Source organism: Microbispora sp. NBRC 16548, from assembly GCF_030268985.1.
In the GTDB taxonomy this organism is placed as follows: domain Bacteria; phylum Actinomycetota; class Actinomycetes; order Streptosporangiales; family Streptosporangiaceae; genus Microbispora; species Microbispora catharanthi.
The window spans coordinates 134,826-161,145 of sequence record NZ_BSSF01000018.1; the positions used below are offsets into that span (position 1 = coordinate 134,826).

Here is a 26,320-nt window from a genome sequence, read left to right on the forward strand (position 1 = left end):
TGTTCACTCGCTTTCGTTACTGCCGATGGACCTTTTGAAACGCTTTCAGTTGGCGAATGCCGCACGGAAGGCGTCGAGAGAGGGACGGATGACGGCGGCGGGACGGGCGTGCTCTGCCACCGCGTCGAGCGTCTTGAGCCCGTCGCCGGTGTTCAGCACCACGGTCTCGGCGTCGGGGTCGAGGCGGCCCTCGCGCACCAGCTTGCGCAGCACACCGACCGTGACGCCGCCCGCGGTCTCGGCGAAGACGCCCTCGGTCCTGGCCAGCAGACGGATCGCCTCGACCACTTCCCGGTCGTTCACGTCCTCCACCGCGCCGCCCGTCCGCCGCGCGATGTCGAGCACATACGGCCCGTCGGCCGGGTTGCCGATGGCGAGGGACTTGGCGATGGTGTCGGGCCGCACCGGCTGCACGACGTCCTGCCCGGCCTTGAACGCCTGGGAGACCGGCGAGCAGCCCTCGGCCTGCGCTCCGAAGATCCGGTAGGGCCGCTCCTCGACCAGCCCCAGCTTGATCAGCTCACGGAAGCCCTTGTCGATCTTTGTGAGCTGCGAGCCGGAGGCCACCGGGATGACGATCTGGTCGGGCAGCCGCCAGCCGAGCTGCTCGGCGATCTCGTACGCCAGCGTCTTGGAGCCCTCGGCGTAGAAGGGCCGGAGGTTGACGTTGACGAAGCCCCACTTCTCGCCCAGTTCGTCGCCGATGAGCTCGGAGCAGAAGCGGTTGACCTCGTCGTAGTTGCCGTCGATGGCGACCAGGCGGCCGCCGTACACGGCGGCCATCGTGACCTTGGCCGGCTCCAGGTCGGCGGGGATGAACACGCAGGAGTCCAGCCCGGCCCGGGCGGCGGCCGCGCCCACCGCGCCGGCGAGGTTGCCGGTGGAGGAGCACGACAGGGTGTGGAAGCCGAAGTTGCGCGCGGCCTCCAGCGCGATCGCGACGACCCGGTCCTTGAAGGAGTGGGTCGGGTTGCCGGAGTCGTCCTTGACGTGCAGCGACCGAAGGCCCAGCTCGGCCGCCAGCCGGTCGGCCTTCACGAGTTTGGTCCAGCCGGGCTGGAGGTTGGGCTTGGCCGCCACGCCGGCGGGAACCGGGAGCAGGGAGCGGTACCGCCAGATGTTCGCCGGGCCGGACTCGATGTCCTCCCGGCGAACCTCGCCGAAGTCGTACGCCACCTCAAGGGGGCCGAAACACTCCGTACAGGCGAAGATCGGGCCGAGGTCGTAAAGAGCGCCGCATTCGCGACACGAAAGACCGGTGGCGGGGCCGAACTCGACGGTGTTCGCGGCAGTGTTGGTGTGCGCCATGAAGCGAGGCCTTTCCCTCATCTTCGCTCGCGACCACCCTGGCCGCGAGCCGGAATTGGCACCTGTCCCGGCCGGGCCTCGTGGGCACGAGTTCGACACCGGGGAGGTTGCCGGGGCTTCGCAGGGCCGGTCCCTCCACCCCTCTGGATGAGCATGTTCAGTTGTAGGACCTTCCGAGAAAGGTCCCTAGCACTGTACCCCGGCGTCCCCGGTGTCCGTTCCCGCGTCTCACATCGCGAGACGATCTGTATCAGCCGTACGCCTCGCCGAGGGCACTCTGCACGTACTTGCGCGCCTGGTGGATACGGGACTTGACCGTCCCGAGGGGGATCTTCAGCTGGTCGGCGACCTCCGCGTAGTCGAGCTGGCAGATGTCGCGCAGCACGAGCGCCTGGGCGAGGTCGGGCCGCTCGGCCTCAAGCGCCTCCATCGCGTCGAGCAGGTCGAGCCGCGACCCCGCGATGACGCTCACCCGCCGGGGATCGGGCCGCTGCTCGGGCAGCTCCTCCGCCTGCTCCGACGAGCGCCGCTTGAGCGAGCGGTAGGTGGTCCTGGCGCAGTTCACGGTCACGATGTGCAGCCAGGTGCTGAACTTGGCCCGCCCCTCGAACCTCGCGATGTTGCGCGCCACGGCGAGCAGCGTGTCCTGCGCGGCCTCCTCGGCGTCCTGCCGATACGGTAGAAGCCGCTCACAGTGCCGCAGCACGTCGGGCTCGATGCGCCGCAGCAGTTCACCGAGCGCGCGATGGTCCCCCTGGGCAGCCGATCGGGCCAGGTCCTCGGTCGTGTCGTCCAGTGCCATGCCGTATCCAGCCCTTCCGCGATCGGTTGACATCCTATTGACGGAGGTCGGCTTTTATTAATCTTCCGGCATGCGCGCCCGCTCTGATCGAGGGAACCCCAAGATGAGCAGCACCGTTCTGATCGCGTCCAACCGGGGCCCGGTGTCCTTCACGCTGTCGGACGACGGCGGCCTGACCATGCGCAGGGGCGGGGGCGGGCTCGTCTCCGGCCTGTCCGAGGTGGTCAGGGACACCGACGTCCTGTGGGTCTGCGCGGCGCTGTCGGACGGCGACCGGGGCGCGGTGCGCCAGGCGCCCGGCGGGCGGCTCGACCGGGCCTTCGACACGGGACCGATCCGCATGCTGGACATCCCGCCCGCGGTCTTCCACCGGGCCTACAACGCCGTGGCCAACTCGACCCTCTGGTTCGTCAACCACCTGCTTTACAACACGCCCTTCGCCCCCGAGTTCGGCACGCGGTTCCGCCGCGAGTGGGAGTCGTACCGCACGTACAACGGGGCCTTCGCCCTGGCTCTGGCGGAGGAGGCGGCCCACCGGGCGCGCGTCATGGTGCAGGACTACCACCTGACGCTGACACCGGCGATGCTCCGGGTCGAGCGGCCCGACCTGCGCATCGCCCACTTCTCGCACACGCCCTGGGCGCCGCCCGAATACTTCGCGCTGCTGCCCGAGGACGTCGTGGCGGAGGTGCTGACCGGCATCCTCGGCGCCGACCACGCCGGATTCCTCACCGCGCGCTGGGCCCGCGCCTTCATGGACTGCTGCGAGACGCTGCTCGGGGCCCAAGTGGACCATGCCGCCCGTACGGTGACGCACGACGGGCGGACCACCAGGATCGGCGTCCACCCGCTCGGTGTGAACGGCGAGGCGCTGCTGGCCCGGGCGGCCGAACAGGACGTCGAGTCGCACATGACCGTGATCAGGGACCTCGTGGGCGACCGCAAGCTGATCGTGCGCATCGACCGCACCGAGCTGTCCAAGAACATCGTGCGCGGCCTGCGGGCCTACCAGGAGTTCCTGGCCGCCCATCCCGAATGGCACGGCCGGGTCGTCCACCTCGCGTTCGCCTACCCCTCCCGCCACGACCTGCCGGAGTACCGCGAGTACACGGCGGCCGTGCAGCGCTGCGCCAAGGAGATCGAGGACGAGTACGCGACCGAGGACTGGGACCCGCTGATCCTCAACGTGAACGACGACTACCCGCGCTCGCTGGCCGCCTACCGGATGGCCGACGTCCTGCTCGTCAATCCGATCAGGGACGGCATGAACCTGGTGGCCAAGGAGGGCCCGATCCTGTCGCCCCGGTGCGCGCTGGTGCTGTCCCGCGAGGCGGGCGCGGCGGCCGAACTGGGGGCCGACTCCCTGCTCGTCAACCCCTACGACGTGTCCGGCACGGCGGCGGCGCTGTACGCGGCGCTGACGCTGCCGGAGCAGGAGCGGCTCACGCGGGGCCTGCGGCTGCGGGAGGCCGCCACCGCCCTGCCGCCCCAGCGCTGGTTCGAGGACCAGCTCGCCGCGCTGCGCTGACCAGGTGCCTGCGCAGGTGCTGACCAGGTGCCTGCGCAGGTGCTGACCCGGTGCCTGCGCACGTGCTGAGCGCCATGGCGGGTGGCCCGCTCTCGTTGTCGATGATCTGCTGCGCTACCCTTGCCTGGTTTTGGACCGCAACATAAAGGTCACCAGGGACAGCCCCACCTGGTTGATCTATCTCCAGCTCGCCACCTTCGCCACCTACCTCTACGGCCTGTCGGCCGCCCTGCCCCTCCTGCGCGCCGAACTCGGCGTGTCCCAGGCCGTCGCCGGGTTGCACGGCACCGGGATGGCACTCGGCGGCATCGCAGGCGGGCTGGCCCTGCCCGCGCTGACCAGGCGGTTCGGGCGCCGTGTCGTCATCTGGGCCGGTTTGATCGGGATGAACGCCGGGGTGCTCCTCGTCGCGTTCGGGCACGCGCTCCCGTTCACGCTGACCGGTTTCACCCTCGCCGGCTGCTGCGGCTCGACGGCGCTGTACGTGATGATGGCGGTGCTCAGCGACCACCACGGCCCGGCGGGAGCGGCCGTCATCAGCGAGGCCAACGCGGTCGCCGTGACCGCCGGAATCGCCACCACCTACGCCTTCAGCGTGGTGGCCGAGTCGTCGGCCGGCTGGCGGCCCGCGCTGTTCGTGCCGGTGGCCTCCACCCTCCTGCTGGCCCTGCTCATGGGCCGGGTCTGGGTGCCGCCGGTGCCCGCCCCGCCGCCGCCGTCGTCTGCGGCCGGGGCGGGAGGATCAGGCGGCAGGGTGCCGTACGGCTGGCGCTTCCACGTCGCCGGGGTGGTCCTGCTGTGCTGCGTGGCCCTCGAGTTCGCCTTCAACCTGTGGGCCGCCGAGTTGCTCTCCCAGCGGACCGGGCTGTCGCCCGGTGTGGCGGCGACCGGGCTGACCGCGATGCTGGCCGGTATGGCGGCGGGCCGGTTCGGCGGCGCCCGGCTGGCCCTGCGCTTCGCGCCGGGGTCGGTGCTGCTGGGTTCGCTCGGGGTGACCCTGGCGGGCTGGGCGCTGTTCTGGACCGGGACCTCGGCACCGGTCTGCTACGCCGGGCTCGCGCTCAGCGGGCTCGGCATCTCGGTGCAGTTCCCCATGGGCCTCACGCGCATGATCGATGTGTCGGGAGGCCGGCCGGACCAGGCGTCGGGCACGGCCTCGATCTGGGCGGGCGTGGGCTCGGGCAGCGGGCCGTTCGTGCTCGGCGCGCTGGGCGACGGCTTCGGGACGCACACGGCGTTCCTGCTCGCGCCCGCCCTGATCGTGATGGCCGCGGGAGGAGCGGCCGCGTCCAGGACGCGTTCCTGAATGTCCGGGCCACTCAGGAGGCCGCTCGGAAGACCGTTCGGAAGGCCGGTCAGTTCCAGGTCGCGTTCTTGAGGATCGCGCTCAGCTGCGGGTGGTCCCACTGGTCGAGGACCAGGATCTTCGACGTGGGCAGATACCACTCGCGCTGGTTGTAGTGCAGCTTCACCCGCCACTTCTTGTCGACGCAGGTCGCCGCCCACTTGTGGTAGTCCGCCTTGTGGCCGGGCCCGACCTGCCGCAGCCCCTTGTCCGCGAGCTTCCACTCGCCCTTGTACAGCTTGTAGCTCTTGGGACAGATGCTGACGTCGGTCGCGGGGTCGAAGCCGTACTTCGACTTGTACGCCTGGAACGTGCGGAGCCCGATCTTGAGCGCCTTCGGGCCCAGCACCCAGAAGCTGTGGCATCCCCAGTCGCGGAACCCGAAGTCCTCGGTGCCGTAGGTGGGGCACGAGCCGGTGATGACCCGCACCCAGTCCTTGTCGTCCTTGGCCACCTTCCACGACGTGGGGATCGTGAGGGTCAGGCCGCTCCGCAGACGGACCTGCTTGGTGCCGCCGCTTTCGCTCGCGAACGCCGCAGCCGGAGCCGTCAGGGTCGCCGCCAGCACGGCCAGGCCGGCCGCCGCGGCCGAGATCGTCTTTCTGAACATGTCCGGCACACTAGGCGCGGTCGCTTGCGGACGACTTGCGGCCCGATGGACAAATTGTCACCAAACGCCGTGTCAGTTCCACGTGGCGTTCTTGAGCATCGTGCTCAGGCCCGGCGTCCCCCACTGGTCGATCACCAGGATCTTCGACGTCGGCAGATACCACTCGCGCTGGTCGAAGCGGGCCTTGACCTTGCCCGAGCTCATGGTCCCGCAGGTGCCCGCCCAGTCGCGGTAGTACGCCTTGTGTCCCGGCCCGACCTGCCGCAGCCCCTTCTCGGCGAGCGTGGTCCGGTGGATCCAGAGGTTCTTCTTCACCGGGCAGGGCCCGACGTCGGTGGCCGGATAGAACGGGCCGTCCGGCGTGTACTTCTGGAACAGCTCATGGCCGATCTTGATGGCCTTGGGCCCCATGACCCAGAAGCTGTGGCAGCCCGAGTCGCGGAAGCCGTACATGTCCGTGCCCTTGGTCGGGCACGAGCCGGTGATGACGCGCAGCCAGTCCTTGCGGCTGTCGTCGACCTTCCAGGACGACGGGATCCTGAGAGTCAGGCCCTTGCGCAGGTGCAGCGGCTTGGTGGCCCCGCTGTCGTTCGCGAACGCCGCAGCCGGAGCCGCCAGGGACGCCGCGAGCACGGCCAGGCCGGCCGCCGCGGCCGAGATCGTCTTCCTCATGCCCGGAACGTTACGCCCGGCCGCTTGCAGACGGCTTGCCGAGTGTTGCCACGAGGTCGCCGAGGAAGGCCACGACGCCGTCGGGCCCGTCCACCACCACGTCGGCGCGCTCCGCCAGGGCGGTCACCTCCGTGGACCCGCTGCACACCCGTACGCCGGGGATCCCGGCCGACTCGACCGCGTCGAAGGCGGCGAGATCCCCCAGGTCGTCGCCGACGAACATGACCGAGCGGGCGTCCCGCTCGGCGAGGAAGGCCGACAGAGCCCTGCCCTTGTCCATTCCGGCCGGCCGCAGCTCCAGCACCATGCGGCCCGGCTCGACCGCCAGCCCGGCCTCCTCGGCCAGCGCCGCGACCGGCCCGCCCAGCGCCTCCAGCGCCCCCGCGGGGTCGGCGCACCGCCGGGTGTGCACGGCGACGGCCCGGTCCTTGTCCTCGATCCACACGCCGCCGAACCCAGCGCCTTCCAGCCCTGCCGCGAGCTCGGGCAGCCGGGCGCGGACGAGGTCCAGCCCCGGCGGCGGTGGCGGGGCCGTCAGGCGGCCGTCCTCCCAGCGTTCCAGTCCGTAGTGGCCGAGGATCACCAGGCCGGGCACGTCGGCGAGGGACGGCCCGCCGGCGACCTCTCCGAGGGCGAGAGCCGTACGCGGCGGACGGCCGGTGACGATCACGACGGCGCGCACCAGCGGGGCGAGGGCGGCCAGCACGCCGGGCACGCCGGGATGCACGCGGGCGGCGGCCGGGTCGGGCACGATCGGGGAGAGCGTGCCGTCGTAGTCGAGCCCGATCACGGCGCCGGCCGGATCGGCGACGATCGCGTCGAGTCCTGCGTGCGCGGGCAGGGTCATGGCCATGGCCTCACTCCGAAGGGGGTCACGTGCGTACGCCTCGACGGCCTCATGCCCCAGGAACGGGGCTCATGCATGCGATGGGGAAAGCGAGGGGGTCAGGAGTTCAGTCCGAAGCGCCGGGCCGAGCGGTCGCGCCGCCGGCCGGCCCTCATCCGGCGCAGCCGCTTGACGAGCATGGGGTCGTGCTCCAGCGCCTCAGGCCGGTCGATCAGCTCCCCGAGTAACTGGTAGTACCGGGTCGCCGAGATGCCGAAGGCCTCCCTGATCGCCTGCTCCTTGGCGCCCGCGTAACGCCACCACTGGCGCTCGAACGCGAGCATCTCGCGGTCGCGGTCCGAGAGGTCGAGCCCGTCGCCGCCGGCCGGTTCGGTGTCCATCGGCTCCTCCTCGATCGGCTCGCGGGCCTGTCCCATGGTAATGCCAAGCCCGGGAGACGAACCCGGGGTGTTCAGGCCGGGCAGGACGGACGTAATGTCACGTGGTGTGAGCTCTGTAATCACGCTTCTGACCGACTACGGGCTGGAGGACGGGTTCGTCGCCGCGTGCCACGGCGTGATCGCGGGCATCGCTCCGCAGGCTCGGATCATCGACGTGGGTCATCTCGTCCCCGCCGGGGACGTACGGCGCGGTGCGGCCATCCTGGCGCAGGCCCTGCCCTACCTACCGGCCGGCGTCCACCTCGCGGTGGTCGATCCCGCCGTGGGCGGAAACCGGCGCCCGGTCGCCGTGGAGGCGGGGGGACGGGTGTTCCTCGGCCCGGACAACGGCGTCCTGTCGTGGGCGGTCCGCGCCGCCGGGGGCGCCGAGGCCGCGTACGAGATAACGAACAAGGACCTGTTCCTGGCGAACGTCTCGCCGACGTTCCAGGGCCGGGACCTGTTCGCGCCGGTGGCCGCCCACCTGTGCACCGGACGCGCGGTCGCCGACGTGGGGCCGCCGATGCCGGTGGACCGCCTGGTGACCCTGCCCGCGCCGACCTGCCGGTTGCGGGACGGCGCGGCCGAGGGCGAGGTGCTGTCGGTGGACAGGCACGGCAACGTCCAGTTGTCGATCACCGCCTCCGACCTGGCCGAGCTCGGCGTACGGCTCGGCGACACCATCGCCGTGTGGCTCGGGCGCCGCCAGGTCGCCGTGCCGTTCCGGGAGACGTTCACCGCCGTGCCGCCCGGCGATCTGGTGGCGTTCGCCGACTCCGCCGGCCTGGTCGCGATGGCGATCAACGCCGGGGACGCCGCCGACCGCCTGGGTCTGCCCCCTGGCGCGCACGTACGGCTGTCGCCCGGGCGCTGACCCGGCCGGTCTACTGGGCGTTCACCACGTCGCGGGCCTCCGCGAAGTGGCAGGCGCTGGGGTGGTCGCTGCCCGGACGCGCCTCGAGCGCGGGCGTCTGCTCTGCGCAGATGTCCTGCGCCTTCCAGCACCGCGTGCGGAAGTGGCAGCCCGAGGGCGGGTTGGCCGGCGAGGGCGGGTCGCCCTGCAGGATGATCCGCTGGCGGGTCTCCCGGCCCTCGGGATCGGGCACCGGCACGGCCGACAGCAGCGCCTGGGTGTACGGGTGCGTCGGGCTCTCGTAGATCTGGGCGTCGCTGCCCAGCTCGACGATCTTGCCGAGGTACATCACCGCGACCCGGTCGGAGATGTGGCGGACCACCGACAGGTCGTGCGCGATGAAGATGTAGGCGAGGTCGAACTCGTTCTGCAGCCGCTCCAGCAGGTTCATGACCTGGGCCTGGATCGACACGTCGAGCGCGGAGACCGGCTCGTCGCAGATGATGATCTCAGGCTGGAGCGCCAGACCGCGGGCGATGCCGATGCGCTGGCGCTGGCCGCCGGAGAACTGGTGCGGGTAGCGGTTGATGTGGTCGGGGTTGAGGCCGACCACCTCGAGAAGCTCCTGCACCCGGCGCCGCCTGCCGCCCTTCGGCACGACGTCCGTGTGGATCTCGAACGGCTCCCCCACGATGTCGCCGACGGTCATCCGCGGGTTCAGCGAGGTGTAGGGGTCCTGCATGACCATCTGGATGTTGCGCCGCATCCGCTTGAGCTCGGCGCCCCTGGCCGTGGCGATGTCCCTGCCGCGGACGCGCACGGAGCCCGACGTGGGCCGCTCCAGCGCCATCAGCAGCTTGGCCAGGGTGGACTTGCCGCAGCCCGACTCGCCGACGATCCCGAGCGTCTCACCGCGGTGCAGGTCGAAGGAGACCCCGTCGACGGCCTTGATCGCGCCGATCTGCCGCCTGACGACGATGCCCTGAGTGAGCGGGAAGTGCTTGACCAGGTCGCGGACTTCGAGGATCGACTCAGCGTTCGGCTTCATCGATGACCTCCCTCCAGTAGTGGCAGGCGCTGCCGCGGGTGCCACTGATCGTGTACAGCGGGGGAACGTCGGTCACGCAGTTGTCCCGCCGGTACGGGCACCGCGGGTGGAAGGCGCAGCCCGTCGGCATCTCCAGCAGGTTGGGCGGCAGGCCCTTGATCGCGTAGAGCTCCTGGCCCTTCTGGTCCACCCTGGGGATGGACTCCAGCAACCCCTTCGAGTAGGGGTGGGCCGGGTTCTTGTACAGGTCGTGCACCGGGGCGTTCTCGACGATGCGTCCGCCGTACATGACCGCGATCTTGTCCGCGACGTCGGCGACGACGCCGAGGTCGTGGGTGATCAGGATCAGGCCCATGTTGCTGTCGCGCTGCAGCTCCGCGAGCAGGCCCATGATCTGGGCCTGGACGGTCACGTCGAGCGCGGTGGTCGGCTCGTCCGCGATCAGGATCTCCGGGTCGAGCGCGATCGCCATGGCGATCATGATGCGCTGTCGCATACCGCCGGAGAACTGGTGCGGAAAGTCGTTGACCCGGTCCTTGGCGGCCGGGATCCTGACCCGGTCCATCAGCTCGATGGCCTTCTTCTTGGCCTCCGCCCGCGACGTGCCGCGGTGCATGCGGAACATCTCGGCGATCTGCCAGCCGACCGGGAAGACCGGGTTCAGCGCGGACAGCGCGTCCTGGAAGACCATGGAGATGCCCTCCCCGCGGATCCTCCTGCGCTGGTCCTCCGGGAGCTTGAGCAGGTCGACGCCCCGGAAGCGGATCTCGCCCCCGGTGATCTTCCCCGGGGGCATGTCGAGGATGCCCATGATGGTCTGGGCGGTGACGCTCTTGCCCGAGCCCGACTCGCCCAGCACGGCGAGCGTCTCTCCCGCGTCCACGCTGTAGGTCACGCCGTTGACGGCCTTGGCCACGCCCGCCCGGGTGCGGAACTCGACGTGGAGGTTGTCCACCTCCAGCAGGGCGCCGCTGTGGGAGCCTCTGCCCATCTGCTCGGAAAGCACTTCCGTCACTCGCTGTGCCTCCTCATCGAAGCTTCGGGTCGAGGGCGTCGCGTACGGCTTCGCCGAGCATGACGAAGGTCAGCACGCACAGGGACAGGAACCCGGCCGGGAAGAACATGGCGTGCGGCGCGGTCCTGATGTACGAGGCGTGGTCGGCGATCGCGATGCCCCAGGAGATGACCGGCGAGCGCAGGCCGATGCCGAGCAGCGACAGCGTGGCCTCGGCGCCGATGTAGCTGCCGATCGTGATCGTCGAGTACACGAGGATCGGCGCCAGCGAGTTCGGCAGGAGGTGCTTGAAGATGATCCGGAGGGGTCCGGCTCCGAGCGCCCTGGCGGCCTGCACGTAGTCCTGGTGCTTGGCCTGGATGACGGCCGAGCGGGCGATGCGCATCAGGATCGGCCAGCCCAGCAGGGCGAGCACGATGATGACGACCGCCATGATCGTCGCCTTGCCGGGGTTCGACTGGGCCGGCGCGACGGTGCCGAGGATGATGATCGCGCCCAGCACGTACGGCAGGCCGAGGAACATCTCGCCGACGCGGGAGATGACCGCGTCGAGCCAGCGCCCGAAGTAGGCCGCGAGCACGCCCGTCACGCCGCCGAGCAGCACGGTGGCCAGCGTGGCCAGCACACCCACGATGATCGAGGTGCGCGCGCCGTACACGGCGCGGGCGTAGACGTCGCGCCCCTGCAGGTCGTAGCCGAACCAGGCGTCCGCGCTCGGCAGCTCCATGCTCTTGGCGAGCGTGGCGTACTCCGGGTCCTTGTGCGTGAACAGCGACGGGAAGGCCGCCATCAGGAGGAACACCACCAGCATCACGAGCGAGACCCAGAAGATCTTGCGCCGCTTCAGGATGTCCCAGGTGTCGCGCCAGAGGCCGCGCTGGCCGTTCCGTACCGCGACCGGGCTCGCATCGTCCGCTCCCTTGATCAGATCTTGCGTCGCGGTCGGGTCACTCATAGCGGATCCTCGGGTCGAGCACGCCGTAGAGGAGGTCGACGAGCAGGTTGGCGAGCAGGTAGACGAGCACGAGCAGCGTGGCCACCGGGACCACGACCGTGTAGTCCTGGTCCAGGATCGCCCGCCACAGCAGCCCGCCGATGCCGTGGATGTTGAAGATGCCCTCGGTGATGATGGCGCCGGACATCAGCGAGCCGACCTCGGTGCCGAGGAACGTCAGCACCGGGATGAGCGAGTTGCGCAGCAGGTGGATCGCGACCACCCGGCGGTTGCTCAGTCCCTTGGCGACGGCGGTGCGCACGTAGTCGGACCGCAGGTTCTCGACGATGCTCGTGCGCGTCAGCCTGGCGGTGAACGCCATGTTGAGGCTGGCCAGCACGAGCGCCGGGACGATCAGCTCGGGGACCGTCGCCTCGTCCGTCACCGTCGGGGTGATGACACCGAGCTGCACGCCGAGGAGCCACTGCAGCAGGTAGCCCGTGACGAAGATGGGCAGCGACAGCAGGAACAGCGTGGAGAGCGTCACCACGTTGTCGATGAAGCCGCCGCGCTTGAGGCCCGACAGCACGCCGGCGCCGATCCCGATGACGGCCTCGAACAGCACCGCCATCAGCGCGAGCCTGATGGTGATCGGCCAGGCGTCGCCGAGCTCGCTCGCCACCGACACGTTGTTGAAGTTGACGCCGAGGTTGCCCGTGAGCAGGTTCTTCAGGAAGTTCCAGTACTGCAGCAGCAGCGGCTGGTCCAGGCCGAACTGCTCGCGCATGGCCGTGACATAGCTGTCCGGACAGGGCCGCTGGCCGCATCTCCCGGCGAACGGATCACCCGGGAGCTGCCAGACCATGTAGTTGATGATGAAGGTCGTGCCCAGCACGACAGGCACGAGTTGCAGCAGGCGCCGGATCGCGTATCGGCCCATGCGCACCTCCGATCTGACGCTAAAGGTCGTACATGCGCCCCCCGTGGGTCAACACGGGGAGTCGCGAATGGACAGCCCACGAGGCCGGCCCCGGTGGGGTACCGGCCTCGGGGGGTTCACCTACGAGCTGTCCCTACGCTTCCTTGATCGCGATCGACAGCGGGTCGAGCACGCCGAAGGGGGTGACCTTCACGCCGGTCACCCACTTGGAGGTGCCGGCCTGCAGACCGTACGACCACAGCGGAATCGCGGGCATGTCCTGCTGCAGCATAGCCTCGGCCTCCTGGTAGAGGGCGTTGGCCTGCGCGGGGTCGGTGGCGGTGTCGGCCTCGTGGAGCTTCTTGTCGAGGTCCTTGTTGCTGTAGAGACCGTCGTTGGAGGAGGCGCCGGTCTTGTACAGCGGGTTGAGGAAGTTCTCGATGTGCGGGTAGTCCATCTGCCAGCCGGTGCGGAACGCGCCCTTGATCTTGTGCTGGGTGATGGTGTCACGCAGCTCGGCGAAGGTGGGCATGTCCTTGTGCACGAACTTCACGCCGGCGTCGGCACCGAAGGCCTGGTTGATGCTGTTGACCGTGGCCTCGATCCACTCCTTGTGAGTGCCGTCGGCGTTGGACCAGATCGGGAACTCGGCCGGCGGGGTGTAGCCCTCGGCCTTGGCCTTGGCGAGGTACTCCTTGGCCTTGGCGGGGTTGTAGGTGCACAGGTCGCCGCAGGCCCCGTCCTTGAAGCCCTCGACGATCGGGGAGACCCAGCCGTTGATGGGCACACGGCCCTTGTTGAAGATCTTGTCGGTGATCGTCTTCCGGTCGATCGCGTACGACACGGCCTTGCGGAAGTCCGCGTTGCCGCCGAACTCCTTGTCGTACAGCGGGAAGGTGACCGTCTGGATGACGCCCTGCTGGCCGTCGATCGCGCGGTCGCCGAGGTCGGTCTTCCACTTGTCGCCGGCGAGGGCCGACGGCGGGATCAGCTCGGTGAAGTCGAGGTTGTTGGAGACCAGGTCCGCGTACGCCGCGTTGTCGTCCTTGTACATCTTGTAGACGATCTTCTTGACCTTGGGCTTCTCCGGCCCGGGGTAGTCGGGGTTCGCCTCGACGATGATCTGCGAGTTGTGGTCCCACTGCACGAACTTGAAGGGACCGTTGGTGACCGGCTTCTGCGCGAAGCCCTTCGGGTCCTTGAAGAAGGCCTCGGGCAGCGCCGCGAAAGTCGTGTAGCCGAGCTTGGTGCGGAACACGGCGACGGGCGCGGACAGCGTGACCTTGAAGGTGAGGTCGTCGACGACCTCCAGGCCCTCAAGCTTGTCGGTCTCCGGCTTGGGCGCCTCCTTCGGCCCGTCGGGGCCGTCGGGGTCGGCGGTGTTGACCTTGTCGAAGCCCACGATGTCACCGAACCAGAAGCTGCCGAGCTGGGCGTTCGGCGAGTAGGCGGTGTAGTTCCAGGCGTCGACGTAGTTCTTCGCGGTGACCGGCGTGCCGTCGGTCCACTTCAAACCGGGCTTGAGCTTGATCGTCCACACCTTGTTGTCGGTGGTCTCGATCGACTCCGCCTGGTCGAGCTCGGGAGCGGCCGTGTCCGAGTTGTACTTGACGAGCCGGCTGTACACGAACTCGTTGATCGTGCCACCGCAGGTCTCGTTGATGTTTCCGGGGACGAAGCCGGTCTGCGGCTCACAACCACGGATGTAGACGGTTCCCGTGGCGGCCCGGGGGTTGTCCCCGCCACCGCTACTGGATCCGCCGCCCCCGCCGCACGCGGCGACGCCGAGCGCAAGCAGCGCGGTGCCGGTGGCGATCTTCGCGCCCTTAGTCACGCGCATAGTGGATTGGTCCTCCCTCTAAGGATGGGCGTTCGCGCTGGTTAGCACCCGGTTTGCCGGGCATCGTCAAACCAGCTGACGTCCTGCCAGTCGTCCGGAGCATCCCTCACCGGACGCACCAGAGGAGTCTCCGGCACGTTGCAGTTCGGTCACACGTGCGTCAGTCGGGCGTCACACACATTCCTGTGAGCCCAACCTTAAATGCCCAGTACGGCATCAAACTCCCCTTTAGAGTACATATACCGACAGACGGTCAGTCCTTTGGCCGAGGATGGAGGCGACACCCGTGCCCCGGTCCCCGGATCAGGATGTCCTGGGCTACCTTTGACCAGTCGCAGCCACGTTCGGTGCGACAGCCGTCCCACCGACCTCCATCCAATAGAGTCCATGCCATGAGCCAGCCGGAATCCGCGCTCGCGGAGGCCCAGGGTGGCGGCCGAGCCCCGGAGTCGCTGGCCGCGCTCGCCGAGCGTCACGGACTACGACGCGCCATCGCACGCCCCAGCATGCCCGCCTACCTGCGCCAACTGTGGGACCGGCGGCACTTCATCCTCACGTACGCCACCTCGCGCAACGTCTCCAAGTATTCCGAGTCGATGCTCGGGCAGCTCTGGCAGGTGCTGACCCCGCTGCTCAACGCCGCGGTGTACTGGCTGATGTTCGGCGTCATCCTCGGGCAGAGCAAGAAGATCGACAACTACCCGGCGTTCCTCATCACCGGGGTCATGGTGTTCACCTTCACCCAGCGCACGGTGATCAGCGGGGCGAAGTCCATCTCGTCGAACCTGTCCCTCATCCGGGCGCTCCACTTCCCCCGGGCCGCCCTCCCGCTGGCGTACACGATCCAGGAGCTCCAGCAGCTCGGCTACTCCATGGCCGTGCTCGTCCTCCTGGTGCTCGTCACCGGAGAGCCGGTGAGCTGGCTCTGGCTGCTGATCCCCGTCGTGCTGCTCATGCAGCTCGTCTTCAACATCGGCACCGGCATGTTCATGGCCCGCCTCGGCGCGTTCATGCGGGACATGAACCAGTTGCTTCCGTTCATCACCCGCACCTGGCTGTACGCCTCCGGCGTCTTCTACGCGATCGACGACCGCACCAAGGATCTGCCGGACTTCCTCAGGTGGGCGCTGGAGTTCAACCCGGCCGCCGCCTACATCGAGTTCATGCGCGACCTGCTGATCTACCAGCGGTTCCCCGAGCGCTGGGCGTGGGTCACCTGTCTATTCTGGGCAGTGTTCGCACTGATCGTCGGCTTCTGGTACTTCTGGCGAGCCGAGGAGAGGTACGGCCGTGGCTGAGCTGACCAAGGAGCTGTCGCAGGTGGCGCCCCAAACCCCAGAGACGCAAACCCCAGAGACGCAGAACCCGCAGAATCCCGAGGCCGGAAGCCCGACCGTCATCGTCGACGACCTCCACATCGTCTACAAGGTGTACGGCTCGGCCAGCGACTCCGAGAAGGGCAACGCGGCCAGCGCGCTGATGCGCATCCTGCGGCGGCAGGGACGGCCGCAGATGAAGGAGGTCCACGCCGTCAAGGGCGTGAGCTTCGTCGCCCACCACGGCGACGCCATCGGCATCATCGGCCGCAACGGCTCGGGCAAGTCGACGCTGCTGCGCGCGATCGCCGGCCTCCTGCCCCCGCACAAGGGCGCCGTCTACACCAACGGCCAGCCGTCGCTCCTCGGCGTCAACGCGGCCCTCATGAAGGAGCTGACGGGCGAGCGCAACATCATCCTCGGCTGCTACGCCATGGGCATGAACCCGGCCGAGGTGCGCGAGAAGTACGACGAGATCGTGGACTTCTCCGGCATCGGAGACTTCGTCCAGTTCCCCATGTCGACGTACTCGTCCGGCATGGGCGCCCGGCTGCGCTTCGCCATCTCCTCCGCCAAGACGCACGATGTGCTGCTCATCGACGAGGCCCTCGCGACCGGCGACCGCGAGTTCAAGAAGAAGAGCCAGCAGCGCATCAAGCAGATGCGCGACTCCGCCGGCACGGTCTTCCTGGTCGCCCACAACCTCGACGTGATCGAGGAGACGTGCAACCGGGTGATCTGGTTGCACAAGGGGAAGATCAGAATGGAAGGCGACCCCCAGGAGGTCCTGGAGGCGTACAACAAGGCCTGAGAGAAACGGAGGGGTGACCGTGCCGACGCCGCCACCGATCCCGTACGACCATCTGCCCGAGGTGCCCGCGCTGACCGTCGAGAGCGACGACGTACGCGACGGCGAGCGGCTCCCCGAGGCCCACGTGTTCAACGACTGGGGCATGGGCGGGCAGAACGTCTCCCCGCATCTGCGCTGGTCGGGCGCCCCCGAGGGCACCAAGAGCTACGCCGTCACCTGCTTCGACCCCGACGCGCCCACGGGCAGCGGCTTCTGGCACTGGGTGCTGTACGACATCCCGGCCACCGTCACCGAGCTGCCGGCCGGCGCGGGCAACGGCCCCGACTTCAAGGGGCTGCCGGAGGGCGCCAAGCACGCGCGCAACGACTTCAGCACGAAGGAGTACGGCGGGGCGGCGCCGCCCCCCGGCCACCCCCACCGCTACCTGTTCGCCGTGCACGCGCTGGGCGTGGAGTCCCTGGGCGTGGACACCGACACGCCGCCGGCGGTGGTCGGCTTCAACATCACCGCCAACAGCCTCGCCCGCGGTTATATCGCACCTGTGTACGAAACCTGATGCGGGAGGGCCGCTCGTTCCACTATGATTCGAACGGAGATTCGACATAGGGGAGGGGCGGATGAGCGACCTGGCGACGGCGATCGACAATCTGGCCGCCGAAGATCCCTCGGAGCTTCCCGTCGGGCTGATCGCCGAGCAGCTCATCGAGCTGCACTGGCAGATGGCCCGCCTGCAGGCCCAGATCGCCAGGCGCACCCACCTGCGCACCCGGTTCGACTCGCCGGCCTCGCCCAACTAGGGGTCGGCTGAGCCCTGCCGCATGTGCCCGGGCGCCTGCCGCCCTGGCGCGTACGCTCTGCGGCGCGCACCTTCGTGCGACGCCGGACGGCCGGCTCCCCTCGGGGGCGCCGGCCGTTTTCGTCATCGACGTCTTTCCGATGGTCCTGCCGTACACGTGAACTGAGGCCGCTCGGCAGGTCGTCGCGACGGCGACGGAGGCCCTCAGGCGTGGCTCACCTGCCGTACCCGCCCTGGCGCCCGGTCGGCGCGAGGCCGGTCGCCGCGCCCGGGGCGAACGAGACCGCGCTCGACGCCGCGGCGTCGGCCGTGGCCGACGCGGAGGTGGCGAGCTCGGCCGCGGCCCCCGTCGTCGCGGCGGCTCCCTGCGCCGGTGCGTCCGTGGTGTTCCGGACGGTGCTGGTGGCCGCGTGGGCGTTGGCGTCGGCCTGGGCGGCGGCATCGGCGGCCGTCGTCTGGGTGCTGCTCATGGCGCGGTCCGCCGGAGTGTCGCACGGCACCAGCGCCAGCAGGCCGCCCGCACTGCCGGCGGTCGCCGCGACGGCGCCCTTGAGGCTGAGCAGCGCGTTGAGCCTGGCGGTGACGTTGAGCCCGGCGCGGACCGCGGCGCCCGCGGTGGCGACGGCCGACGCCGAGGCGTCCACGGCGGCGGCGGTCTGGCCGGAGACGGCGACGACCGGCTTGCCGACCTGGGCGACGACGTCCGCGGCGACGTTCGCCTTGGCGACGAGAGCCGCGTTGACGTCCGCGACCGCGACCAGGGCGGCCGACAGGTGGGCCTCCAGTCGGGCGACGACGTTGGCCTCGACGGTGACGGCGGCGTCGGCGACGATGTCGGCCGCGATGTCGGCGGCCGCGCTGATCTGCGCGTTCGCCTCGGCGGACAGGCCGGCTGTCACGGTGCCGCTGAGCCGCGCGACCGCGACGAGGTCGGCCCTGATGTCAGCGGTCAGGTTCACCGCCACCTCGGCGGCCGCGTCGGCCTGCGCGACGACGCCGGCCGTCGCCCCGCCGACGGCCGTGCCCTGCAGATCGGCCAGAAGCCTCGCCAGCGTCGTGACCCGGTGCTCCGTGCACTTCTGCGCGCACACGTCGGCCTGCGCGGGCGCGGCCAGCATGCCGGCGATGCCGATCGTGACGGCGACGACGGCTGTCCTAACCACTCGTTTCATTGACTTGCCCCCGGTTCATATTCCTTTTCACGAGAGTGGGAATGACGAACCCAAGAACCCCCGTGCGTCGGCGAGCACGCCGACAAAGACGTCGGCATTTCTATCACTGCCGATCACGGCGGAAAGCCCTGCTGACCAGGGGATGCCCGGCGGGCACCCCGCCGGGAAAGTCGGTATATCGAGCACCGGACGACCACTTCGCGGTCACCCCAATCCCGCCTCCGGAGAAAGCGACGGTAAACACGGCGCCCAGGCCCGGCGGCAGATCTTTCCGCTCACTTTTAGCGACGCGCCGACGGACGTCGCGACTCGGCCGGGCCGGGGCCGCCCACCAACCCGCAGTATCGCGACATATCTCGATAAGAGCTACGCTGGCGAGGTGACCTCCCTCACACCGTACGCGGGCGACGATCCCGCACAGCGCGCTTCGGACGCCGACCGCGACCGGGTCGCGGCCGTCCTCGGCGAGGCGCTGGCCACCGGCCGACTGACGAGCGTCGAACACGCCGACCGGCTCGACGCCACCTACAGCGCCGTGACCATCGGCGACCTCGCGCCCCTGACCAGGGACCTGCCCGACGCGGCCCACCCCCCGGCCGCGCTCTCCACCGAGAGGCACCGGGTCTCCGCGGTGTTCAGCAAGATCATACGTCGCGGGCGCTGGGTCGCCGGGCGGCACACCGAACTCAGCTCGGTCTTCGGCGCGCTGATCGTGGATCTCAGCGACGCGGTCCTGCCCGGCCGTGAGGTGACGCTGGAGCTGAACTCCTTCTGCGGCAAGCTCATCGTCACTGTGCCGGCCAACGCCAGGGTGGTCGACGAGGGCAGCGCGGTCTTCTCGAAGCGCTCCGTGACCGGAGGAAACGGCGACGGCGACGGCCCGCTGATCCGCGTCACCGGCAACGCGCGCTTCGGCAAGATCGTGGTCTACCGCGGGACCCGTCGCTGACGGCCTACGATGCGGCCATGCAGCCCACCGGCCGTGCGCTGCCCGTGGCCCTCGACGCCATGGGCGGTGACAACGCGCCCGGGGAGATCGTCGCGGGAGCCGTACAGGCCGTGCGGGAGCGGGGCGTTCCCGTCGTGCTCGTCGGCCATCCCCGCGTGCTCTACCAGGAGCTCGCCCGGCACGACGCGGTCACCGAGATCCCCATCGTGCGCGCCGAGGAGGCGCTGGCGATGGACGAGGGCGCGCTGGCGAGCCTGAGACGGCCCCGTTCCAGCATCGCCATCGCCTGTCATCTCGTACGGCGCGGCGACGCCTGCGCGGTGGTGTCCGCAGGCTCGACGGCGGGCGTCGTCGCGACCGGCCGGCTGCGGCTGCGGGCCCAGCAGGGAGTCGTACGCCCCGCGATCGCGGTCGGCCTGCCGACCCTGCCCCAGCCGACCGTGCTGCTCGACGCGGGCGCCACGGCCGACGCCAAGCCGGAGATGCTGGTGCAGTTCGCCCACCTCGGCGTGGCGTACGCCGAGACGGCACTCGGCATGCGTCGTCCCCGTGTCGGCCTGCTCACGATCGGCGCCGAGGTCGAGAAGGGCAACAAGCTCGCCAAACGGGCCCACGAACTGCTCGCCGCCACGCCCGGCATCGACTTCACCGGCAACATCGAGGGGCACGACCTGCTCACCCGGAAGGTCGACGTGGTCGTCACCGACGGGTTCACCGGCAACGTGGCACTCAAGACCGTCGAGGGCACCGTACGGTACGCCTTCGAGCAGCTCAGGGAGACGATCGCGGAGAGCCGGGTGGCCAGGCTCGGCGGGATGCTGCAGCGGGCCCGGCTCCGGGAGCTGGCCGGCCGGCTCGATCCTGAGGCGCACGGCGGGGCCGTGCTGCTCGGCCTCAACGGCACGGTGGTGATCGCCCACGGCTCGTCGCGGGCGCGCGGCGTGGCCGCCGCCTGCGAGCTCGCGGCCCACCTGTCGGCCCAGGGCATCATCGCCAGGATCGGCGAGCGGATCGCCTCCACCAACAAGTCGCACCGCCGCTGGTGACCGCCGGATATGGAACGGCGGGCAGAAGGCACACGCCGATAAGCTTGGTGCATGACCGACCCGCAGCTCGTGCTCACCGAGCGGGTCCAGCAGGCGCTGGGTTCCGCCTTCGGTCCGGAGTACGCCACTGAAGACCCGCTGATCAGGCCCTCCCAGTTCGCCGACTACCAGGCGAACGTCGCGCTCAGCCTGGCCAAGCGGCTCCGACGTGCCCCGCGGGAGGTCGCCCAGGCCATCGCCGGCCATCTCGACACGGCCGACGTGAGCGTGGAGGTCAGCGGGCCCGGGTTCCTCAACCTGACGCTGCGCGACGGCTGGATCGCCGAGCGGGCCGCGGAGCGGCTGCTCGACGAGCGCATCGGCGTGCCGCAGCCGGCCCCGCAGACCGTGATCGTCGACTACTCGGCGCCGAACGCCGCGAAGGAGATGCACGTCGGCCACCTGCGCACCACGATCGTCGGCGACACCCTCGCGCGCACCCACGAACACCTGGGCAACCAGGTGATCCGGCAGAACCACCTCGGCGACTGGGGCACGCAGTTCGGCATGCTCATCGAGCACCTCCTCGACATCGGCGAGGAGGAGGCGCTCGGCATGCTGGCCGCCGGCGACGGCAACGCCTTCTACCAGGCGGCGCGGCACAAGTTCGACAACGACCCCGAGTTCCAGCAGCGGTCCCGCCGCCGGGTGCCGCTGCTGCAGGGCGGCGACCCGGAGACCCTGCGCCTGTGGCGCGAGTTCATCGAGTACAGCAACCGCTACTTCCGGAAGGTGTACCGGACGCTGGGCGTCACGCTCACCGACGAGGACATCGCGGGCGAGAGCATGTACAACCCCATGCTCCCGGACGTATGCGACGAGCTGGAGCGCACGGGCGTGGCCGAGATCAGCGAGGGCGCGCTGTGCGTGTTCCCGCCCGGCTTCAAGGGCCGCGACGACCAGCCGCTGCCGCTCATCGTCCGCAAGAGCGACGGCGGGTACGGCTACGCCACGACCGACCTCGCCGCGATCCGCTACCGGGTGCGCGACCTGAAGGCCGACCGCATCCTGTACGTCGTGGGCGCCACCCAGTCGCTCCACTTCCAGATGGTCTTCGCCGCGGCGCGGACGGCCGGCTGGCTGCACGACGACGTCAAGGCGGAGCACGTCCAGATCGGCAGTGTGCTCGGCAGCGACGGCAAGATGTTCAAGACCCGCAGCGGCGCCTCGATCAAGCTCACCGAGCTGCTGGACGAGGCCGTCGTGCGGGCCGAGGCCGTCATCGCCGACCGCGGGTACGACACGGAGGCCCGCCGGCAGATCGCGCGCCAGGTCGGCATGGGCGCCGTGAAGTACGCGGACCTGTCGGTCAGCCACGACAGCGAGTACGTGTTCGACTTCGACCGCATGCTCGCCCTGACCGGCAACACCGGGCCGTACCTCCAGTACGCCACCGCCCGCATCCGGTCGATCTTCCGCAACGGCGCGATCGACCCGCAGTCGGTCACCGGCCCGATCACGCTGGGCCATCCGGCCGAGCGGGCGCTCGCGCTGCAGCTGCTCGGTTTCGGCTCGGTCGTCGCCGCCGTCGCCCAGCTGTCCGAGCCCCACCGGCTGTGCAACTACCTGTTCGACCTGGCCCAGGCGTTCACCTCGTTCTACGAGAGCTGCCCGGTCCTCAAGGCCGAGGAGGAGTCCGTACGGCAGTCGCGTCTGACTCTGTCGGCGCTCACCCTGCGTGTGCTGCTGCGCGGGCTCGACCTGCTCGGCATCGAAGTCCCCGAGCGAATGTGAGCGAGGTGCCGGATTCCGCTTCGGCGGACACGGGAGACGGCGTCCCTGAGGCCGGAGGCGGCGTCTCCGAGGGCGGGGGCGGCTCCCCCGTCCGAGCGCGGCGGGCCGCCCATACCGTCGCTCTCCGATCCAGGGCGGCCCGGGCTTTCGGTTTCCGCGGGTCAGGCGCGTCCACGGCGCGCCTCGCCCGTGACTGTCGCACCAAGCGTCTAGTCTGGCGCGGTCAAGGGAGTGCCAGCCGACCCCTCGGGGAGCGTTCCGCGTGAGCATGGACCTGACCACGAGTCCGGACCCTGGAAACCTGGCCGAGGCCACGGAGCTGCACCGCTACGCCGAGGCGCTGATCGTCAGCCTGGCGGCCGACGGCACCGCGCCCGACCTGCCGCCGGGGATCACCGACGTGCCGGGCTACTGGCTGGGGCCCGCCGTCGAGGCCCTCGTCCTCATCAGGTCCGGCAAGGACGCCCTGGAGCCGCTGGCCCTGGCCAACCAGTTGGACGAGCGGCGCACCGCCCTGTTCCTGTGCCTGGCCCTCGCCGTCTGCGGTCACGGCGACCGAATCCACGCCTCCTGGCTGGGCACCGCCTTCGGCGACCTGTCCGAGGACCGTCCGGTGACGTCCGGCCAGCGGGCGCTGTGGCTCGCCGCCGCCCGCGGGGCGTACGGACCGGTCGGCAAGATCTTCGTATTGCGCAAGCTCGACGCGGTGAACGTGCCGGCCACCGACGACCGGTGGTTGAAGACCCTGGTGCCCACTCTGCCGGAGACGTCCGTGCCCGCCTCTCTTGAGGCGTTCCCGGAACTGGCGAAGGTCGCCGAGATCGAGCGGTCGCTGCGGGCGTCGGTCACCCTGCGCCGTCTGCGCGAGCGCTGCACCGAGATCACCTCCACCCGGCAGGCCGGTGAGGTCACCAAGGTCGTACGCGGCACCGTGTGGGCCGAGGACGAGCCGCTGGCCGTGCTCCGAGCCCTGGCCGGCCAGGGCGGCCAGGAAGGGCCGCTGAGCTCGCTCACCGGGCATCTGCTGCAGGACCTGGCTCCCGACGCCGATCCTCACATGGCCGCGCTCGCCCTGCACGTGGCCGCGCCGGCGGTCAGGGCGGCCGCGGAATCCCTCGTCGAGGTGGTGCGCGAGCCGCCGCCCGACACCCTGGACGTGCCGATCCTCGGTTACCCGATCACGCTCAGACCCGAGGGCCCGGAGCAGGAGTCGATGGCGGCCGCCGAGCAGCGGCTCGTCACCGAGTGCGTGCCGAAGCGCACCCGGCCCTGGCCCGGATACGTCCTCCTGGTCCTCGCCGTCGTCGTCCTGGCCGCGGGGTTCGTGGTCTCGCCGCCGCTCGCCCTCGTCGGCCTGTTGGTCGCCGCCGTGGGCGGGCATCTGCTGTGGCGGCACCGCGTCCGGGAACACTCCGACGTGCGCTACGTCCAGACACGGGCGGGCAAGCTCTCCGATCTCGCAGACAAGGCCGTCTGGGCCCTGCACGAGTACGCCAGGGAGTCGGAGGAGCGCGCCTCTGACGCCGCCCGGGACCTGGCCGAGGTGTCCACGCTCCTCCGCCGGGGCCCGCGGGCCGCATAGGAACGCCTGCGCCATGCCTGCGGACCGCGTGGGACGCTCGGCACCTTGCACGTGGCCCGCGTGGGACGCTCAGCGCCTTGCACGTGGCCCGCGTGGGACGCTCAGCGCCTTGCGCCGTGCCCGCGAGCCATGAAGGACGTCGACGCTTGCGCCCGGGTCCTGCTGGTTACGTGAGAGCCGGCTGATTGCGTAATTGCCGGCAGGATGCGTAATTGCCGGCTCCGAGCACGACTGTGCCCGCCGACCGAGTGGGCAGCGGGCACAGGATCGAAGTCGGACCAGCCGGTTCAGGCGGTGGAGACCTCCACCGTCGCCGGAGTGATCAGAAAGACCTTGTCCGCGATCCGCTCGATACGTCCCTCACAGCCGTAGGCCAAGCCCGCGGCGAAGTCCACCATCCGCGTGGCCTCCGCCGTCGACATGCTCGCCACGTCCATGACCACCGTGTGGCCCTCGCGGAAGTGCCGGCCGATCGTCAGGGCGTCGTCATACTTCTGCGGGCGGACCATGACGATACGGGCCGGGTCGGCGTTGGGCTGCCAGCGCTTGGCGGCACGCTCGGCCGCCGGCATCCAGTCGTCCTCGTACTCGTCCTCGGCGTAGGTCTCGTCGTCGTACTGCTCTGCCCCACCCAGGCCAAGGTAGCTCGCCACCTTGCGCACAGCCCCCATCGGTTCGTCCTTTTCCGGCTTGTCCTTTTCCGGGCTCGTCCCGACACACGGGACCGTAATCGACGATTCAGCGAACCCCCGCCGACACGCCCGGCCGTTTAAGTGTTGTTGGCTGGATAATGTGGAGGCCGGGTAAGTGTGTCTTCATCGTCAATTCCGTCAGCCCTTCCAGGGTAACTCGCGAACCCGTCTACCCCATGGAACCCTTCGCAAACATTTCTCACAGTCACCTCGAACGACGGCACGCCTTCAGTAGATCACAACGGACGCCACCGATGCCGGGTTCCCGAAATACGATCTTGCTGGTAGGGCCAGGTATGCCGCCATCGAGAGGCGCGAATCGAGGCGACGGCAATGAAGATCGAATTATCGGCAGAGGCGCCCCGAATTCATATTTCGAAAGTATTTTCGATAGCGGCGGACGCGCTTGATCATCCCTCTCAGAAGGCCGCTCCGCGAACGGCAGTGGCCGCAATTGGGGGAACGGCCAGGGGAAACTCTTTCCTCGCAGCGCCTCCCGCGAGATCGATATCGACCACCATTTCGACCAGCCTCCGGCTTTCGAAGCGACGCAGACCCGCATCCTGCTCACCTTCCACGAAGGCAGCAGGGAGATGCCGGAGAAGGTTGTGAGGCCGGCGGAAACGGAGAAGCCGGGCCGCATCTCCGAGCTCGCGGCCGATGGGAGACACCGGCGACGCGGCGGGCTGGTGGCAGGTGCAGGCTCTCGGCGAGCAGACCATACGGGGCGCCGTCCGACCCGGTGCGGTCGCTGCGGTCGAGAGCGGCAGGCGACAGTCACCCGCATGTTCTCAGGCCGGGAGCGGCGTACCCACAGCCGTGATCTCTCCAGAAGCACCCGCCGATTCTCTCGCGCGTGCACTGGCCCGGTCGATGGCCCCCGCCCCTGAATTTCAGAGCACGAAAACGGCGCGTCGGCTCACGGCGTCTTGTGGGCGTAGAAAGGCAGAAAGGCACTCAGACGCCTGGATCGGGATACCGGACAGGTTGCTTACGGGCGTAGGAAGGTCGGCCTCCGCTTGCCGAACGCGAGCGTGCACTCGGCTACCGGTTTCAGCGCCTCGCCGGCCGCCGTTGAGGACCGCCTGTGGGTCTTGATAGAGGCCGCCCCTCGGTCTGTGCAGGCGCACACCTTAGAGCGTGTTGATCGCATGCTGGGGCCCCGCTGCGAGGGACAGGCGTGGGTTGTGGCGCCACGGCGTCAGTGTGAAGGCGTCGCGGTGAGGGCGCGATCATGGTTTGGTGGAAGGTCGCTGCACCCGGGGCGCGGCCTCTCGTGGTGGGGGTGTTCGGTTGGGTCGGGTCGGTTGGGTTGGGACGTCCCGCGCTCGGGGCGGGAGGACTGGTGGTGGGGCGTGGTGGTCGGATGGGTTGGGTGTCGGTGAAGTTGGCGTCGGTGGGGTTGGGGTAGGTGGGGTTGGGACGTCACTGCGCCGGTCGGAAGGTCCGGTCCTCGCGAAGCCCGCTCCGCTGGGCCTTCGCTGCGGTCCTCCCTCCCGCCCGCTCCGCTCCTCCCGGGCCGCTGCTCGCGCCCACCCCTGGGCGGCCCATCGCCCCTGCTCGCCCCCACCCCTGCTTGCCCCGCACCCTTCCTCGGCCTTTGGGCCGGCTGGCTACCCGTATCGGGCCCAGCCCGCTGGCAGCGCGCGGTCGCACCCCCTGGGGAACAGCACCAACCGCACCCCACTCAGGCCGGCAGGCCACGCAGGCCAGGGCGCCAGGCACGCCACGCCACGCCCGAGGAACACCCCCCGCTCCCCCGCCGTGATGACCCCCTGAAACGATCCCTGGACATGCGAAAGCCCCGGCCAACCACAGCCGGGGCACCCCCACACCACCAACACACCCGCACCCGCACACGCGCCGTCCGGGACACCCCCACGACGAGCCGGCGCGGGGCACGGGGGAAACCCCCTCCGGAAATGCGGAAGGGCCACCCCATAGGGGTGGCCCTCCACAAAGATTGTCCGGCGGTGTCCTACTCTCCCACACCGTCCCCGGTGCAGTACCATCGGCGCTGACAGGCTTAACTTCCGGGTTCGG

24 protein-coding genes, 1 rRNA gene and 1 riboswitch are annotated in these 26,320 nt (G+C 69.8%); of the genes, 11 read left to right on the plus strand and 14 right to left on the minus strand.

The features are described 5' to 3' along the window. Window positions 1-45: 45 nt before the first annotated feature. Together thrC and QSK36_RS36790 are read right to left on the minus strand one after the other, a co-directional pair. A complete protein-coding gene (gene thrC / locus QSK36_RS36785) occupies window positions 46-1,308 on the minus strand; it encodes a threonine synthase (protein WP_183543037.1) in 1,263 nt (420 codons plus the stop codon). Between the two features lie 14 nt (window positions 1,309-1,322). Then, window positions 1,323-1,462, minus strand: a riboswitch (SAM riboswitch). A gap of 96 nt (window positions 1,463-1,558) precedes the next feature. Then, the gene (locus QSK36_RS36790; RefSeq protein WP_079319296.1) at window positions 1,559-2,110 is read right to left on the minus strand and encodes an RNA polymerase sigma factor; all 552 of its coding nucleotides are present in this window, start codon (window positions 2,108-2,110) and stop codon (window positions 1,559-1,561) included. Window positions 2,111-2,213: 103 nt separating this feature from the next. Here QSK36_RS36790 and QSK36_RS36795 point away from each other — a divergent pair, with 103 nt between their 5' ends. Together QSK36_RS36795 and QSK36_RS36800 are read left to right on the plus strand one after the other, a co-directional pair. Then, a complete protein-coding gene (locus tag QSK36_RS36795; protein WP_285785577.1) occupies window positions 2,214-3,638 on the plus strand; it encodes an alpha,alpha-trehalose-phosphate synthase (UDP-forming) in 1,425 nt (474 codons plus the stop codon). A 130-nt stretch (window positions 3,639-3,768) separates the two neighbouring features. Then, entirely contained in the window at window positions 3,769-4,944 is a 1,176-nt protein-coding gene (locus QSK36_RS36800; RefSeq protein ID WP_285785578.1) for an MFS transporter, read from the plus strand. Window positions 4,945-4,993: 49 nt separating this feature from the next. On the opposite strand, the gene QSK36_RS36805 is transcribed toward QSK36_RS36800, so the two are convergent. From QSK36_RS36805 to QSK36_RS36820, 4 genes are all read right to left on the minus strand, one after another. After that, entirely contained in the window at window positions 4,994-5,593 is a 600-nt protein-coding gene (locus tag QSK36_RS36805) for a hypothetical protein (protein ID WP_285785579.1), read from the minus strand. A gap of 72 nt (window positions 5,594-5,665) precedes the next feature. Continuing rightward, window positions 5,666-6,265 carry a hypothetical protein gene (locus tag QSK36_RS36810; protein WP_183543051.1) on the minus strand — a complete coding sequence of 200 codons (600 nt, stop codon included), beginning with the start codon at window positions 6,263-6,265 and terminating at the stop codon, window positions 5,666-5,668. A gap of 10 nt (window positions 6,266-6,275) precedes the next feature. After that, complete coding sequence (otsB, locus tag QSK36_RS36815; RefSeq protein ID WP_285785588.1) at window positions 6,276-7,112, minus strand: trehalose-phosphatase; 837 nt, start codon at window positions 7,110-7,112, stop codon at window positions 6,276-6,278. Window positions 7,113-7,210: 98 nt separating this feature from the next. Then, on the minus strand, window positions 7,211-7,492 hold the full coding sequence (locus QSK36_RS36820; protein ID WP_079319307.1) for a DUF3263 domain-containing protein: 282 nt from the start codon (window positions 7,490-7,492) through the stop codon (window positions 7,211-7,213). Window positions 7,493-7,598: 106 nt separating this feature from the next. Between QSK36_RS36820 and QSK36_RS36825 the strand changes: the two genes are divergently transcribed. Next, window positions 7,599-8,405 (plus strand): SAM hydrolase/SAM-dependent halogenase family protein, encoded by an 807-nt coding sequence (locus tag QSK36_RS36825; protein WP_240809306.1) that lies wholly within the window; start codon window positions 7,599-7,601, stop codon window positions 8,403-8,405. 10 nt (window positions 8,406-8,415) lie between these two features. On the opposite strand, the gene QSK36_RS36830 is transcribed toward QSK36_RS36825, so the two are convergent. The 5 genes from QSK36_RS36830 to QSK36_RS36850 all read right to left on the minus strand — a co-directional run bounded on the left by QSK36_RS36830 (window position 8,416) and on the right by QSK36_RS36850 (window position 14,140). Next, complete coding sequence (locus QSK36_RS36830; RefSeq protein ID WP_183543053.1) at window positions 8,416-9,432, minus strand: ABC transporter ATP-binding protein; 1,017 nt, start codon at window positions 9,430-9,432, stop codon at window positions 8,416-8,418. Continuing rightward, on the minus strand, window positions 9,416-10,447 hold the full coding sequence (locus tag QSK36_RS36835) for an ABC transporter ATP-binding protein (protein ID WP_285785580.1): 1,032 nt from the start codon (window positions 10,445-10,447) through the stop codon (window positions 9,416-9,418). The genes QSK36_RS36830 and QSK36_RS36835 overlap by 17 nt, the downstream gene beginning before the upstream one ends. Window positions 10,448-10,460: 13 nt before the next feature. After that, window positions 10,461-11,402: an ABC transporter permease gene (locus QSK36_RS36840; protein ID WP_285785581.1), complete on the minus strand. Its 942-nt coding sequence runs from the start codon at window positions 11,400-11,402 to the stop codon at window positions 10,461-10,463. Next, complete coding sequence (locus QSK36_RS36845) at window positions 11,395-12,321, minus strand: ABC transporter permease (protein ID WP_183543057.1); 927 nt, start codon at window positions 12,319-12,321, stop codon at window positions 11,395-11,397. Before QSK36_RS36845 ends, QSK36_RS36840 begins: the two co-directional genes overlap by 8 nt. A 133-nt stretch (window positions 12,322-12,454) precedes the next feature. Then, window positions 12,455-14,140: a peptide ABC transporter substrate-binding protein gene (locus QSK36_RS36850; RefSeq protein WP_182903370.1), complete on the minus strand. Its 1,686-nt coding sequence runs from the start codon at window positions 14,138-14,140 to the stop codon at window positions 12,455-12,457. Between the two features lie 392 nt (window positions 14,141-14,532). Here QSK36_RS36850 and QSK36_RS36855 point away from each other — a divergent pair, with 392 nt between their 5' ends. The 4 genes from QSK36_RS36855 (at window position 14,533) to QSK36_RS36870 (ending at window position 17,064) form a co-directional block, all read left to right on the plus strand. Beyond that, window positions 14,533-15,438, plus strand: coding sequence for an ABC transporter permease (locus QSK36_RS36855; protein ID WP_139578683.1), 906 nt, complete (start codon window positions 14,533-14,535; stop codon window positions 15,436-15,438). Beyond that, the gene (locus QSK36_RS36860; RefSeq protein WP_502883413.1) at window positions 15,431-16,267 is read left to right on the plus strand and encodes an ABC transporter ATP-binding protein; all 837 of its coding nucleotides are present in this window, start codon (window positions 15,431-15,433) and stop codon (window positions 16,265-16,267) included. The genes QSK36_RS36855 and QSK36_RS36860 overlap by 8 nt, the downstream gene beginning before the upstream one ends. Before the next feature lie 19 nt (window positions 16,268-16,286). Next, on the plus strand, window positions 16,287-16,823 hold the full coding sequence (locus tag QSK36_RS36865; protein WP_183543061.1) for a YbhB/YbcL family Raf kinase inhibitor-like protein: 537 nt from the start codon (window positions 16,287-16,289) through the stop codon (window positions 16,821-16,823). Between the two features lie 61 nt (window positions 16,824-16,884). Continuing rightward, entirely contained in the window at window positions 16,885-17,064 is a 180-nt protein-coding gene (locus tag QSK36_RS36870) for a hypothetical protein (RefSeq protein WP_139578681.1), read from the plus strand. A gap of 214 nt (window positions 17,065-17,278) precedes the next feature. Here the strand turns inward: QSK36_RS36870 and QSK36_RS36875 are convergent, their stop codons facing one another. Continuing rightward, window positions 17,279-18,226, minus strand: coding sequence for a hypothetical protein (locus tag QSK36_RS36875; RefSeq protein ID WP_285785582.1), 948 nt, complete (start codon window positions 18,224-18,226; stop codon window positions 17,279-17,281). A 388-nt stretch (window positions 18,227-18,614) separates the two neighbouring features. Between QSK36_RS36875 and QSK36_RS36880 the strand changes: the two genes are divergently transcribed. From QSK36_RS36880 to QSK36_RS36895, 4 genes are all read left to right on the plus strand, one after another. Next, window positions 18,615-19,184: a DUF1707 SHOCT-like domain-containing protein gene (locus QSK36_RS36880; RefSeq protein ID WP_285785583.1), complete on the plus strand. Its 570-nt coding sequence runs from the start codon at window positions 18,615-18,617 to the stop codon at window positions 19,182-19,184. A gap of 17 nt (window positions 19,185-19,201) precedes the next feature. Further along, the gene (gene plsX, locus QSK36_RS36885) at window positions 19,202-20,230 is read left to right on the plus strand and encodes a phosphate acyltransferase PlsX (protein ID WP_183543065.1); all 1,029 of its coding nucleotides are present in this window, start codon (window positions 19,202-19,204) and stop codon (window positions 20,228-20,230) included. 51 nt (window positions 20,231-20,281) lie between these two features. Further along, window positions 20,282-22,003, plus strand: a complete 1,722-nt coding sequence (argS, locus tag QSK36_RS36890) for an arginine--tRNA ligase (RefSeq protein WP_285785584.1) — start codon at window positions 20,282-20,284, stop codon at window positions 22,001-22,003. Window positions 22,004-22,271: 268 nt separating this feature from the next. Continuing rightward, window positions 22,272-23,585 (plus strand): hypothetical protein, encoded by a 1,314-nt coding sequence (locus tag QSK36_RS36895; RefSeq protein WP_183543186.1) that lies wholly within the window; start codon window positions 22,272-22,274, stop codon window positions 23,583-23,585. Between the two features lie 287 nt (window positions 23,586-23,872). Here the strand turns inward: QSK36_RS36895 and QSK36_RS36900 are convergent, their stop codons facing one another. Both QSK36_RS36900 and rrf read right to left on the minus strand, forming a co-directional pair. Continuing rightward, window positions 23,873-24,256, minus strand: a complete 384-nt coding sequence (locus QSK36_RS36900; protein WP_139578677.1) for a cell division protein SepF — start codon at window positions 24,254-24,256, stop codon at window positions 23,873-23,875. 1,986 nt (window positions 24,257-26,242) lie between these two features. After that, window positions 26,243-26,320: ribosomal RNA gene (rrf, locus tag QSK36_RS36905) — 5S ribosomal RNA — on the minus strand; the annotation flags it as partial.